Origin of the sequence: Streptomyces sp. NPDC001604, from assembly GCF_042893475.1 — a bacterium.
In the GTDB taxonomy this organism is placed as follows: Bacteria; Actinomycetota; Actinomycetes; order Streptomycetales; family Streptomycetaceae; genus Streptomyces.
On record NZ_JBIAUY010000011.1, the window covers coordinates 189,803 to 203,666 of the forward strand.

General features: G+C 71.6%; 10 protein-coding genes. 5 read left to right on the forward strand and 5 right to left on the reverse strand.

Translation table 11 applies throughout. The features are described from left to right. Window positions 1–87: 87 nt before the first annotated feature. Window positions 88–1,533 carry a dihydrolipoyl dehydrogenase gene (gene lpdA / locus ACFY1E_RS28085; protein WP_389080413.1) on the reverse strand — a complete coding sequence of 482 codons (1,446 nt, stop codon included), beginning with the start codon at window positions 1,531–1,533 and terminating at the stop codon, window positions 88–90. Between the two features lie 88 nt (window positions 1,534–1,621). On the opposite strand from lpdA, the gene ACFY1E_RS28090 reads away from it, so the two are divergent. Then, on the forward strand, window positions 1,622–2,542 hold the full coding sequence (locus ACFY1E_RS28090; protein ID WP_389080414.1) for a LysR family transcriptional regulator: 921 nt from the start codon (window positions 1,622–1,624) through the stop codon (window positions 2,540–2,542). 126 nt (window positions 2,543–2,668) lie between these two features. Here the strand turns inward: ACFY1E_RS28090 and treY are convergent, their stop codons facing one another. From treY to glgX, 3 genes are all read right to left on the reverse strand, one after another. Then, window positions 2,669–5,026: a malto-oligosyltrehalose synthase gene (gene treY, locus ACFY1E_RS28095; RefSeq protein ID WP_389080416.1), complete on the reverse strand. Its 2,358-nt coding sequence runs from the start codon at window positions 5,024–5,026 to the stop codon at window positions 2,669–2,671. Between the two features lie 728 nt (window positions 5,027–5,754). Further along, complete coding sequence (locus tag ACFY1E_RS28100) at window positions 5,755–6,003, reverse strand: hypothetical protein (protein ID WP_389080417.1); 249 nt, start codon at window positions 6,001–6,003, stop codon at window positions 5,755–5,757. A 76-nt stretch (window positions 6,004–6,079) separates the two neighbouring features. Then, window positions 6,080–8,209, reverse strand: coding sequence for a glycogen debranching protein GlgX (gene glgX / locus ACFY1E_RS28105; RefSeq protein ID WP_389080419.1), 2,130 nt, complete (start codon window positions 8,207–8,209; stop codon window positions 6,080–6,082). 193 nt (window positions 8,210–8,402) lie between these two features. Here glgX and ACFY1E_RS28110 point away from each other — a divergent pair, with 193 nt between their 5' ends. The 4 genes from ACFY1E_RS28110 (at window position 8,403) to ACFY1E_RS28125 (ending at window position 12,825) form a co-directional block, all read left to right on the forward strand. Next, entirely contained in the window at window positions 8,403–9,203 is an 801-nt protein-coding gene (locus tag ACFY1E_RS28110; RefSeq protein ID WP_389080420.1) for a Tat pathway signal sequence domain protein, read from the forward strand. Window positions 9,204–9,256: 53 nt separating this feature from the next. Next, a complete protein-coding gene (locus ACFY1E_RS28115) occupies window positions 9,257–10,588 on the forward strand; it encodes a copper amine oxidase (RefSeq protein ID WP_389080422.1) in 1,332 nt (443 codons plus the stop codon). 71 nt (window positions 10,589–10,659) lie between these two features. Further along, the gene (locus ACFY1E_RS28120) at window positions 10,660–11,937 is read left to right on the forward strand and encodes an SAV2148 family HEPN domain-containing protein (RefSeq protein ID WP_389080543.1); all 1,278 of its coding nucleotides are present in this window, start codon (window positions 10,660–10,662) and stop codon (window positions 11,935–11,937) included. Window positions 11,938–12,039: 102 nt separating this feature from the next. After that, entirely contained in the window at window positions 12,040–12,825 is a 786-nt protein-coding gene (locus tag ACFY1E_RS28125; protein ID WP_389080423.1) for a 3'-5' exonuclease, read from the forward strand. Between the two features lie 4 nt (window positions 12,826–12,829). On the opposite strand, the gene ACFY1E_RS28130 is transcribed toward ACFY1E_RS28125, so the two are convergent. Continuing rightward, the gene (locus ACFY1E_RS28130) at window positions 12,830–13,702 is read right to left on the reverse strand and encodes a phosphotransferase enzyme family protein (RefSeq protein ID WP_389080425.1); all 873 of its coding nucleotides are present in this window, start codon (window positions 13,700–13,702) and stop codon (window positions 12,830–12,832) included. Between the last annotated feature and the right edge of the window lie 162 nt (window positions 13,703–13,864).

Genomic DNA, 13,864 nt, shown 5'->3' on the forward strand with positions numbered 1-13,864 from the left:
TGGGGGGAGGCTCCAGGGGGCGCCCAGATGCATTCACCGCCGACGACAAGGGGCGTTGCCTGCGACGGGGGCGCGGACATCGGCGCTTCACTGCTGGTGCAGTCCGCGTCCGGCGAGCGTCAGGAAGGTCTCGCCGACCGCCTCCGACAGTGTCGGATGCGGGTGGATGTGGCGGGCCACGTCCGAGGGGTAGGCGTCCCAGCCGACGATCAGCTGGCTCTCCGCGATCATCTCGGACACATGCGGGCCCACCAGGTGCACACCGAGCACCTGCCCGCCGTCGGCCTCCGCGACGACCTTCACCATCCCGCCCTGTCCGTGCACCATGCCCTTCGCGACCGCGGTCAGAGGCATGGTGTTGACGTTCACCTCGTACCCGCGCGCGCGTGCCTCCGCCTCGCTCAGGCCCACGGCCGCGGTCTGCGGCGACGAGTACGTCACCCGGGGCACGGCCGCGTAGTCGACCGGTACCGACGCCACGCCGGCCAGCGTCTCGGCCACCAGCAGGCCCTCCGCGAAGGAGGCGTGCGCCAGGCCGAGTGACGGCGGGGGCAGCAGGTCACCGACGACGTGTACGCCGCCCACCGGCGTCTCCAGCCGGGCCCAGTCGGCCGGTTCGACGAAGCCGCGCGCGTCCGTGGTGAGGCCCGCGGCGGCCAGGTGCAGGCCGTCGGTGACCGGCGTCCGTCCGACCGCCACCAGGAGCCGCTCCACCTCGACGGCACGGGTCTCGCCGCGGGCGGTGCGCACACGCGCGCGTACGCCGCCCTCGAGCAGCTCGGCGTCCAGCAGCCGCGCGCCTGCCTGCACGTCGATGCCGCGCTTCTTCAGGCCGCGCGTCAGGTGACGGCTCACGTCCACGTCCTCGAGCGGCACGAGCCGGTCGGCGGCCTCCACGAGGGTGACCTCCGCACCCATCGAGCGGTGGAACGAGGCGTACTCGACGCCGATCGCGCCACCGCCGAGCACCAGGACGGAGGCCGGCAGACCCGGCGCGAAGAGCGCGTCGTCGCTCGTCACCACGCGCCGGCCGTCCGGCTCGAGCCCCGGGAGCGTGCGCGGCCGCGAGCCGGTGGCCAGGACGATCCCACGGCGTGCGGCGAAGTCCCGCACCCCCGGCGCGGATTCACCGTCCGGGCCCTGCACCAGTACCGTGCGCGGCCCCGTCAGCCGGGCGCTGCCCCGCAGGACCCGTACGCCGGCCTGCGCGAGGTGTGCCTCCACGCCCCGGTGGTTGCGGCTCACGATGTCGTCGCGCGTGGCGACCAGCGCGGGCCAGTCGACGGCGTCCAGGCTCGCCTTCACCCCCCAGCGCTCGCGCGCCTCGGCGATGCCGTCGACGAGCTCGGCGGCGTGCAGCATCGCCTTGCTGGGGATGCAGCCGCGGTGCAGACAGGTCCCGCCGACCTTGTCGCGCTCGACGAGCACCACATCGAGCCCGAGGGCGGCGGCGCGCAGGGCGGTGCTGTATCCGCCGGTGCCGCCGCCGATGACGATGACATCCGCAGTGCTCAAGTCTCGTGTGTCGGCCATGCCCCCACCCTCCGTCCGCCCCTTGCCATAAGTCCAAGGCAATATTCTTGTGGAACCGATGCAAGACGTTCATGAGACGAGGCGGGTCATGAGTCTGCGCCAGATGGAGTACTTCCTGGCGGTGGTCGACGAGGCGTCCTTCACCCGCGCGGCCGAGGTCCTGCACGTCTCCCAGCCCGCGCTCTCGCACCAGATCAAGGCCCTGGAGCGGTCGGTCGGCGGCGCGCTCCTGGAGCGCATGCCGCGGGGAGTGCGCCTCACGCCGATGGGCCGCGCCTTCCGGCCGCACGCCGAGCGTGCCGTCCGCAGCGCGGCCCAGGCCCGCCGCGCCGCCCGTGCCGCCGCCGGCGCCGAGGGCGGCGAACTGCACATCGCCGCCGTCCACTCCGTCGCGGTCGGCGTCCTGCCGGACGTGTTCGCCCGCTGGCGCACCGCCCACCCCCACGTGCTGCTCCACCTGCACGAGTACGCCACCTCCCAGGCCCTGGAGGAGGAGATCGAGCGCGGCACCGCGGACCTCGCCGTCGGCCCCGCACCCGCCGACCGTCCCGGCACCGTCGTGCCGGTCGGCGAGGAGGAGGCCGTCCTCGTCGTCCCCTTCGACGACCGCCTCGCGGGCCGTACGACGGTGACCCTGCCCGAACTCGCCGACCGCCACTGGATCCGCTGCGCCATGGAACCCGTCGTCCACGGCGAGCGCTTCCTCGACTGGGCCTGCGGGCGGTCCGGTTTCACGCCGCGCACCGCCGTGTGGACCGAGCACACGTCGACGGCCGTACGGATGGCTGCGTCCGGAGTCGGCGTCTGCGTCGCCCCCTCCCACATCGTGCGCGCAACGGTGGGCGGGGACTGCACGGTCCTCTCCCACATCCCACCCTGGCGCCGCCCGATGACCGCCTTCGCCCGCGTACCGCCAACCGGCGCGGCCAAGGCCTTCGTGGACCTCCTGAGAGCGTCATGGCCGACACCGGGGACGCCCGAAGCCGCCTGCGGAACGGCCGCGTCCTGAAGCGCCGCGGGCTGTGCCGATCTGCGGCTCCGCCGCGCGGGCGCGGCAAGCCACGACGCAGCCGCTGACGATCGACGACCCCTCGTACCCCGCGGCGGAGCCGCAAAGCCACGCAGCCCGTGGAGGCTAGTCCGCGGCAACCCGCTCCAGCAAGGCCACCGGCAGCCGCCCGAAAAGCTCCCCCACACGCGCGTGCCCCTCAAACTCCCGCCCGGGGGACAGCACATCGGACCAGCGCCCGCCCGGCAGGGGCAGCACGGTGTCCCCCCAGCCCCCCGCCTCCGCCAGCCGCAGCGACAGCCGCGTCACGGCCGTGACGACCTCTCCGGACCGCGCGAACGCCACGCAGTGGTCCGCCGCCGGGCCCTCGGCGGTCAGCGGCGCGTACGTCGCTGCCTCCCCGAAGACCCCGGGCCGTCGCGCACGAAGCCGTAGCGCGGCCGCGGTCACCTCACCCTTCTCGCCGGGATCCGCGGAGGGCGGGAACCGCACCGGACGCCGGTTGTCCGGGTCCACCAGCGCCAGGTACTCGCCCTCGGTGCCCTGGTAGACGTCGGGCACACCCGGCATCGTCAGCTGGACCAGGGCGGTGCCCAGTACGTTCGCCCGGATGTGGGGCGCGAGCGCCTCGCGGAGGGCCATCACGTGCTCGCCCGGAGCCCCGCAGGGACCCGCCGAGACGAACGCCGCCACCGCCTCCTCGTAGGCGGGCTCCTGCTCCGTCCAGCTCGTCAGCAGTCCCGCCTCGCGCACATGCTTCAACAGAGCCTGCTGAACGCGCTCCTCGGCGGCCGCACCGAGCCCGAACACCGTCTGCCAGGCCGCCCACGCCACCTGCGCGTCCGGCACGCCCTCACCCGCGCGTGTCACCTCCGCCAGCACGTCCGCCCAGCGCTGCGGGCACTCGGTGAGCACGGCCAGCGCCGCCCGTACGTCGGCACTGCGTTTCGTGTCGTGGGTCGACACGACGGTCCCGGTCGCGGGCCAGTCGCGCTGCACGCGCGCGCAGTAGGCGTGGAACTCCTCCGGGGACACCGCCGGGCTCCCCGGGTTGCCGCCCACCTCGTTCGCCGACAGCAGCGGCACATAGCGGTAGAACGCCGTGTCCTCCACGGACTTGGCCCGCAGCGCGGACGCGGTCTGCGCGAACCGCGCCCGGAACTCCACGTGGTCGGGCCCGTCGCCATGACGCCCGAGGACCAGATCCCGTACGACGTCCACCGCGCCGGCCTCCTCCGGCACGACGAAGGCGAGCTTGGCCTCGGCCGCGGCCTCCTCGGTGACCACGGAGGACGCGTCCCCGGAGGCGTACGGCCGGTAGACCTCCAGCCGGACCAGCAGCTCCTGCAGCGCCGTGCGCAGCGCCCAGGGAGCCCGGTCGCGCAGCGCGGGGTCCGGCGCGGCGGCGCACAGCCGGCTCGCCACCCGTGTCAGCCGGTCGATCTCGGTGGCCAGCTCGTGCGTGAGCACCTTGTACGCCGCCCGCCGTACCGTCGCCGCCCAGTCGCCGCCGCGGTCCGTCTGCGGGGCCGCGAACCGCCGGTACCGGCCGACGAGTTCACCGAACCCGGCCGGGTCGGTGAAGAGCCCGTCGATGTGGCGCAGGGCGTCGTAGCCGGTAGTGCCCGCCACGGGCCAGGAGGCGGGCAGGGCCTCCCCGTCGGACAGGATCTTCTCCACGACCGTCCAACGGCCCCCGGTCGCCTCGTGCAGCCGCCGCAGATACGCGTCGGGGTCGGCGAGCCCGTCGGGATGGTCGACGCGCAGCCCGTCGAGCACGCCCTCGTGCAGCAGCTGCAGGACCTTCGCATGCGTGGCCTCGAACACCTCCGGGTCCTCGACCCGCACCCCGATGAGCTCGGAAATGCTGAAGAAGCGCCGGTAGTTGAGCTCGGTGCGGGCCAGCCGCCACCACACCGGCCGGTACCACTGCGCGTCCAGGAGCTGCGGCAGCGGCAGTTCCTCGGTGCCCTCGCGCAGCGGGAACACATGGTCGTAGTAGCGCAGCAGGTCACCGTCGACCCGCAGCTCACCGATGACCGAGCCGAGCGGGCCGCCCAGCACCGGCAGCAGCACCTGGCCGCCCTGCGCCTCCCAGTCGATGTCGAACCAGCGCGCGTACGGCGACTTGGGGCCCTCCCGCAGCACCTCCCACAGCGCGCGGTTGTGGCGCGGAGCCATGGCCATGTGGTTCGGCACGATGTCCGCCACCAGGCCGAGACCGTGCTCCCGCGCGGTGCGCGCCAGCGTGCGCAGCCCCTCCTCGCCGCCCAGTTCCTCACGCACACGCGCGTGGTCCACGACGTCGTAGCCGTGCGCCGAGCCCGGTACGGCCTCCAGGACCGGGGACAGGTGCAGGTGCGAGACGCCGAGCGAGGCCAGATACGGCACGGCCGCCGCCGCGGCCGCGAACGGGAACTCGGGCTGCAGCTGCAACCGGTAGGTGGCCGTGGGCACCGCGGGGTCGGGTCGCTCAGGTGTCATGCAAACCTACGTACCCGCCCTGCCGCCCTTCGTGTCATCGTCCCCTCCACCGGTGCACGCGCGCGTGGCCGGCGTCGAACGATGGGGAGCACCGGGCGAACGTACAGGGACGTCACCGGCCTGACCGTGCCGCTGCTGCCGGTGGTGTCCTTCCTGGGACGGCTGCCGCCGGCCGTGATCTAGTTCGGCAGCGTGCTGCTGGTCGCCCGCACCGGCGGGTCCCCGGCCGCCGCAGGGCTGACGGGGGGAGTGCCGGCGGCCGGGCAGTCGGCTTGCGGCCCGCTGGTGGGGCGGCTCGCCGACCGGCACGGCCGGCGCACGGTCGTGCTCGCCTTCTCCCTCGCCGACGCCGCCGCGACAGCCGCACTCGCCGCCGGGGCCCTCGCCGGCCTGTCCGTCGCCCTGCCGGCGCTCCTCGGGGCGGCGGCAGGCGCGACCGTGCCGCTGATCGGCCCCCTGGGCCGCGCCAGTCCGGTGGCGCCGGCCCGCCGGTCCGCGGCCTCCGAGTCCATGGTCGGCTCGGCCCTCTCCTTCGAGCTCCTTCGAGAGCGCCCTCGACGAGATCTCCTTCGTCCTGGGCTGGCCCTGGTCGGCCTGGCCGCCGTACCCGCCCACCGGCCCGAAGCGTCCCGCGCCCCCGAGCGCCCCGCTCCGTGCACCCTCTCCACGCCGCCCTCGCCCTCCAACGTGGGCGGCCTCCACGCGGTCGTCACCGTCCTGGGTGTCGCCTACGCCCCGCACCTGGTCACCGTGTTCGGCCTCACCGAGCGGGCGGTACCGCCCACCCGGCCGGCCGAGGCGATGGTGCTCGCGACGAGTGTGATCGTCGGCGGGCAGGCCCTCGCGGTCGCGGTCGGCGGCCGCCTCGCCGAGTCGTACGGCCCCGCGGCCGCCTTCGCCGCGGCGAGCACGGCTGCCGCACTCGCCTGCACGATCGCCCAGACGGCGCGCCCGTCCTCGTACACCGGGCCCACCAACCGGACCCGCCCTCCACGCGCGCGTACCCGACGAGCGGCCGGTCACACCGACGCAGGAAGTGGACCTGGAGCCGACCTAGACCGGCCGTTGCAGCACCGTCAGGCTGCGGTCCACCAGCGTCAGCCGGTCGCCCGCCTGCACCTTCGGGCCGGTGTGCGGCGGCACCCCGTCCGGGCGGGCGGTGTCGACCACGACCTCCCACTGGCGGCCGTGGTTGACGGGCACCACGAAGTCCAGCGTTTTCGGCGAGGCGTTGAACATCAGCAGGAACGAGTCGTCGGTGATCCGCTCCCCGCGCGTACCCGGCTCGGAGATCGCGTTGCCGTTGAGGAACACCGTCAGCGCCGAGGCCGGCGCCGAGTCCCAGTCCCGCTGGGTCATCTCCTTGCCCTCCGGTGTGAACCAGGCGATGTCCGACAGCTCGTCATGGGTGCCCTCCACCGGGCGGCCGTGGAAGAAGCGGCGCCTGCGGAAGACCGGATGGTCCTTGCGCAGCCACACCATCGCGCGCGTGAAGGCCAGCAGCTCGCCGTCGGCCCCGTCCTCCTCCGCCTCGGGGGCCGGCCATTTCACCCAGGCCAGTTCGTTGTCCTGGCAGTAGGCGTTGTTGTTGCCGCGCTGGGTGCGCGCGAACTCGTCGCCGTGACTGATCATCGGCACGCCCTGGGAGAGCATCAGCGTGGCGACGAAGTTCCGCATCTGGCGCGCCCGCAGCTTCAGCACCTCGGCGTTGTCGGTCTCGCCCTCCTCCCCGCAGTTCCAGGACCGGTTGTGGCTCTCCCCGTCCCGGTTGTCCTCGCCGTTGGCCTTGTTGTGCTTCTGGTTGTAGGAGACGAGGTCGTGCAGGGTGAAACCGTCGTGGCAGGTGACGAAGTTGATCGAGGCGAGCGGGCGCCGCCCGTCGTCCTGGTAGAGGTCCGAGGAACCGGTCAGCCGGGACGCGAACTCGGCGAGCGCGCGCTGCTCGCCCCGCCACAGGTCCCGTACGGTGTCGCGGTACTTGCCGTTCCACTCGGTCCACAGCGGCGGGAAGTTGCCCACCTGGTAGCCGCCCTCGCCGACGTCCCAAGGCTCGGCGATCAGCTTCACCTGGGAGACCACCGGATCCTGCTGCACCAGGTCGAAGAACGACGACAGCCGGTCCACCTCGTGGAACTGGCGGGCCAGCGTCGCCGCGAGGTCGAAGCGGAAGCCGTCGACGTGCATCTCGGTGACCCAGTAGCGCAGCGAGTCCATGATCAGTTGCAGGACGTGCGGGGACCGCATGAGCAGCGAGTTCCCGGTGCCCGTGGTGTCCATGTAGTAGCGCGGGTCGTCGGTGAGCCGGTAGTACTGCGGGTTGTCGATGCCCTTGAAGGACAGCGTCGGGCCCAGGTGGTTGCCCTCGGCCGTGTGGTTGTAGACCACGTCCAGAATGACCTCTATGCCCGCTTCGTGCAGTGCCCGGACCGCCGACTTGAACTCCAGGACCTGCTGGCCGCGGTCGCCCCAGGAGGCGTACGCGTTGTGCGGGGCGAAGAAGCCGATCGTGTTGTAGCCCCAGTAATTGTTCAGGCCCATGTCGACCAGCCGGTGGTCGTTGACGAACTGGTGCACCGGCATCAGCTCCAGCGTCGTCACGCCCAGCTCCACCAGATGCTCGATGATCACCGGGTGCGCGAGCGCCGCGTAGGTGCCGCGCAGCTCCTCCGGCAGCCCCGGGTGCTGCATGGTGAGGCCCTTGACATGGGCCTCGTAGATCACCGTCTCGTGGTAGCCGCGCCGGGGCCGCCGGTCGTCGCCCCAGTCGAAGTACGGGTTGACCACGACCGACGTCATCGTGTGCGGCGCCGAGTCCAGGTCGTTGCGCCGGTCGGGCGCGTCGAAGTGGTAGCCGTAGACCTCCTCGCCCCAGCGGATGGAACCGCTGATCGCACGCGCGTACGGGTCGAGCAGCAGCTTCGCAGAGTTGCAGCGCAGGCCGCGCTCGGGGGCGTACGGGCCGTGCACACGGAAGCCGTAGCGCTGTCCCGGCATGATGCCGGGCACGTACGCGTGCCGTACGAATGCGTCGCTCTCGCGCAGTTCCACCGCCGTTTCCGAGCCGTCGTCGTGCAGCAGACACAGCTCTACTCGGTCCGCGGCCTCCGTGAAGACCGCGAAATTGGTGCCGGCGCCGTCGTACGTGGCACCGAGGGGATACGCCTCGCCAGGCCAGACCTGCATGGACACGACTCTTTCAGGTGGAACGCGCCCCCGGGGGCGCCTTGGCGTCGAGTGTCCCCGAAAGTGATGGAACCACCTATGACTTACGTCCCTCTTACCGGGCGACCTTTGCATACGCCGTATGGGAACGCCGTATGCCAATCAGTGGGGCAGAAAAGTACTCCCGGGGATGAAGGGGGAGTAGGGGGCAAATGTGCGCAAGATAGTGCACCGCCACCTGGGCAAGGTGGTGGCCGGTGCGGCCATAGCGGTGGCCGGAACTGCCGTGATGGTCGGGATCACGCTACCGGGGACGGCGGGGGCCGACGATTCGGGAGGGACCAGGGCGGGGCAGGCCCCGCAGGCGGCTCAGACGAACGGCACGCCCGCTCCGGGTGTCGTGGAGCAGGCCCCGGCCGAGGGCGAGAAGGGCAAGGGTCTCGATCCACTGACCGACGACGAGACCAAGCGCGTCGAGAAGATCGCGCTGAACCGGCAGCTGCTGAACTCCGGTGAGAACGTCAAGGGCGCCCGCGGCCCGCAGCGGCTCACCGTGGAGCTGACCGAGCCGGACACCGACCAGCCGGACAGCGTGAACGCGCCCCGGCGCGCGGACGTGACGTTCTACGACTACCGGAACGACACCGTGGTCACCAAGACCGTCAACCTGGACACCGGCAAGGTCGAGGAGACGAGCACCCAGCACGACGTCCAGCCGCCGCTCAGCATCGACGAGCAGGCCGAGGCGGCCCGGCTGCTGATCGCCGACCCGCTGGGCGCGGGCCTGAAGGCGGACTACAAGGACGCCACGGGCAAGGAACTCACCTCCCCGGACCAGCTGACGCTCACCAGCATGGTGTTCCGGGCGACCCCGGGCGTGAAGCCGGCCGAGCTCGGCAAGTGCGGCGAACACCGCTGCACCCGGCTCTTCCCGAAGGTCAGGAACGGTGCCTGGATCGACACTCGGGACTTCGTGATCGACCTGAGCGCCCGCAAGGTCGTCAGGCTCGGCTGAGCCGCCCTCCGTTCTTTTCACACCTGCTTCTCCTGTGAGGGAGTCACTTCGTCATGCACGTGAACAGAGACAGCCGTGCCCGCCGCAGTGCGCTGCGCAGACGGGCCCTGGTGGGCCCGCTCGCCGTCGGGCTCGCCCTCGGCGGCACGGCAGCGGCACCGGCCTTCGCCGACCACAAGGAGGCGGCCGCCGCCGCGGCCCCCCAGTGCAGCGCGGCCTACCAGATCGAACAGAAGCTCTCCTCCGGCACCACCTGGCGGATGTGCTGGCGCTTCGAGAGCAGGTCCGGGGTCATCCTGGACGACATCTCCTACCAGCCGCCCGGCGAGTCCCAGCCGATCAAGGTCCTCAACAGCGCCAGACTCGCCCAGATCGACGTTCCGTACGACGACGGCAGCGTCGAGTACAACGACGTCACGGACTACAACTTCGGCGACGGCCTGCTGAACCTCACGCCCGAGGAATGCCCGGGCGGCACCATCAAGACCGTCAAGGTCGCGACGCCCTTCTACTCGGACTCGCCGAACGTCAAGGGCCTGTGCGCCACGACCCGTTCCCGCGGCCACGCCTACCACCTGCTCTCCGACGCCAACAAGACCTACCAGGCGCAGGGCAAGGACCTGCTCCTCTACACGGTCAACAAGGTCGGCTGGTACGAGTACATCACCGAGTGGCGCTTCCAGGACGACGGCACGATGAGCATGAACGCCGGCGCCACCGGCAGCCTCTCGCCCGACGACTACGACGCGGGCGACGGCCGCGGCTGGCCCATCGGCAAGGGCGCCAAGGCCTACGCCACCAGCCACAGCCACAACATCTTCTGGCGGCTCGACTTCGGCCTCGACGGCTCCTCCAAGACCAAGGTCGAGCAGTACGACTCCAAGGTCAGCGCCCCGGTGGGCAGCCAGCAGGCGCCGACCAACAAGACGACCCTCACCAAGGTCACCAAGGAACTCGCGGGCGACGCCAAGGACATGCGCTGGTGGCGCGTGGTCAGCACGGCCGGCAAGAACAAGGACGACCACCCGCGCTCGTACGAGATCGTCCAGGGGCCCACCGCGAAGTACCCGGGCCGCAGCTTCACCAGCCATGACGTGTACTTCACCGAGTACAACAAGTGCGAGCAGTACGCCAGCGGCAATCCGCTCAACTGCGGGGCCGGCCACGGCAAATCCGTCGACAAGTGGGTCAACGGGCAGACGCTCACCCACCCCATAGTCTGGGTGAACGTCGGCTTCCACCACATAGCCCGGGACGAGGACCAGCAGCCGATGCCGGTCCACTGGCAGGGCTTCTCCATCGCCCCGCGCGACGTCACGGCTATGAATCCGCTCACTCCGGCCGACCTGGCCGGTCAGAACGGGCACTGGCGCCAGGGCAGTTGAGAATCGACCTGTCCATCCGGCTGCACCGCTGACCGCTCCCGGAGTACCCTTCCTTGATCGTTGACACGGGGATGCTCGGGGGAGCGGAAGGCGGTGCGCGGGTGGGGTCGGGAGGGCTGGAGTTGCCCCCTGGTGACGAGGGTCACGAGGGGCACTCCACAGATGTCCCGCCCGGCACGGTGTCCCTGGCCCGGCCGATGGCGACGAATTCGATCGGGCCGGAGCTGGACTGGGATGCCGACGCCTGGCGCGAGGTGCGTACGCGCGCCCAGCGAGCCGGCCGGGCCTACATCTGGCTGAACCTCGTCGAACAGCGGCTGCGGGCGGTCGTGGCCGCTGTTCTGCGGCCCATCTACGAACCCGTCCACGGCGACGACTGGGTGGTCGCCGCGGCCGGGCCGGCCGGCCAGGAATGGGTGCAGCGTGCGGTCGCCGTACGGGAGGTCAGCCGTCGCAAGGGCTATCTGCTCGACCCGGCCGACGACAACGTGCTCAGCTTCCTCACCCTGCCCCAGCTGCGCGAGCTGATGGTGCAGCACTGGCCCTGCTTCGAGCCGTACGTCGACGACCGCCGCGACGTCGAACTCGCCCTGGACGAGCTCGAGGTCACCCGCAACGTCGTCTCCCGCAACCGGGCCCTGTCCGAGGCCGTCCTGAACCAGGCCGAGCGGGCCTCGGCGAAGCTGCTGGACATCCTCGGCGCGGCCGGGGACGTGCCGTCGGCCCGCAGGCTGCCCGTGGACGCGGTGGAGGAACTGGTCGGCGACCGGTACGCCGACGTGGTCGCCGTACACCCCGACCGGGTACGGCTCCTTCGCCAGTTCCCGGCCGAGGACATCTTCGGCGGTGCCCGCCGCCTCGACGCCGTCGGCATCGGCCTCAACCTTCTCGTGCAGAACTTCTCCGGGCGCCGGCTGGTGCGACTGGCCGAGGCGGGCTGCCGCGTCCGGCTGCTGTTCCTCAACCCCGCCTCCAGCGCGGTCAAACGACGCGAGCGGGAACTCGGCATGAAGCGCGGTGAGTTGAGCCGCGCGGTCGAGATGAACATCCTGCACATGCGCCGCGTCCGGTCCAGGCTGCGCGACCCGGCCGCCTTCGAGATCCAGGTCTACGACGAGACCCCGCGCTTCACGGCCTACCTCGTCGACGGCGACGGCTCGGACGGTGTCGCCGTCGTGCAGTCCTATCTGCGGCGCTCGCGCGGCATGGAGGCCCCGGTGCTGGTCCTGCGCAACGGCAGCCGGGTGGTGAAGCCGGACGACATGGACAAGGGAGTGGAGAGCGGGCTCTTCCCGACATACCGCGAGGAGTTCGAAACGTCCTGGGCGGATTCGCGACCTGTGTCCTGAACTGTCGCCGCGGCCAAGCGGAATGCGGTCCTCGGATTGTCAGTGGCCCATGGGAAGGTGGAGACCACTGGGGGAAAGCACCACCAAGAAGGGGGGCCACGCATGGGCTGGCACCGGGAGCTGCTGATCGGCTTCGACCTGGAGACGACCGGGACCGATCCGCGTGAGGCGCGCATCGTCACGGGGGCCGTGATCGAGGTCAGGGGCGGACAGCCCATGGGGCACCGGGAGTGGCTGGCGGATCCGGGCGTGGAGATCCCGGCGGAGGCCGTGGCGGTGCACGGCATCAGCAATGAACGCGCGGCGGCTCAGGGCCGCCCGGCCGACGAGGTGGCGAACGCCATCGCGGACGTCCTGGCGACGTACTGGAAGACGGGCGTCCCGGTCGTCGCCTACAACGCGACCTTCGACCTGAGCCTGCTCTCCGCGGAACTGCGCAGATACGGACTGCCGTCCCTGCGCGACCGACTGGGCGGCATCGACCCCGGCCCGGTCATCGACCCGTACACCATCGACCGCTGGGTCGACCGCTACCGCCGCGGCAAGCGCAACCTCGAAGCGGTCTGCACGGAATACGGCGTCACCCTCGACGCCGCCCACAACGCCTCCGCCGACGCCCTGGCCGCAGCCGGCCTGGCCTGCGCCATAGCCACCCGCCACCCCAAGATCGCAGCCCTCGGCCCGGCGGAACTCCACCTCCGCCAGATCGAGTGGTACGCGGAGTGGGCGGCAGACTTCCAGAACTTCCTGCGCGGCAAGGGCGATGCCACCGCGGTGGTCGACGGCACATGGCCCCTGCGGGAACCCGCGCCGCGGCTCCGCCGCGCGGGCGCGACCAGCCACATGGGACCCGCAGTCGCCGGACAACAACAAGCCCCGGATCAATAGGCGCTCAGAACGAATACCACCGCACGGTCTCGTCCCCGTCACGCAGTGACGCCACCCGCCGCCTGAACTCGGCCAACGCGGCGGGACTGGTCGCAGCCTGCTGTGCAACCCACGCACAACTGGCCGTCTCACGGGCACCGCGCAGCACGGAGCAACCCTCCCACTCCCGCACATCCCACCCGTACGCCTCGGTGAACTCCTCATAAGCCGCCGCAGTCAACCCGTAGCGGTCACGCGAGAGCGCCATCACCACCAGATCGTGCTCACGCAGATCGGCGGAGAAGGTCTCCAGGTCGATCAGGACGGGCCCGTCCGGGCCGACATGCACATTGCGGGGCAGCGCATCGCCGTGGACGGGGCCCGGCGGCAGATGCGGAGTGAGTGCCGCGGCGGCCGCGGCGAACCCGTCGCGGCGCTCACGCAGATACGCCGCGTCCGCGGGGTCGATCGCGTCGCCCGCGAGCCGCAACCAGCGTTCCACACCGCCCAGCAGCTCGCGGGGCGGCAGCTCCAAGGCATCGACAGGGGGAGTGGGCAGTGCGTGGACGACCCGTAGCAGTTCGGCCAAATCCCGGGGCTCGGCCGGCCGTACGGCGTCCGGGATCCGGTGCCACACCGTCACCGGGTGACCCTCGACCAGCAGCGGCTTGGGCTCCGCCGCCCGCACCGCGGGCACCCCCGCCTCGGCGAGCCACAGCGCGATGTCCAGTTCGCGGCGCGCCCGGTCCAGGAGTTCGGCGTCACGGCCCACCTTGACGACCAGGTCGCCGGAGGCGAACACCGCGTTCTCGCCCAGGGCGAGCAGCCGTGCGTCCCGCGCCGGGCCGGGCAGCACCCGCGCCGCGGCCAGTACGTCCCGCGCCCGTGACTCGTCCATCGCCTTCCTCCCACGTCCGCGTATGCATCGGTGAACGGCGTCGAGTTTGCGCCACCCACCGGCCCAGTCTCGCATTCGCACAGGTCGGACCGTGTGCGTACGGCCTTGACGGTGCATACCGCCTTCACGACCATGACTCAGGCCCGCCGGGTCCGAACGTCA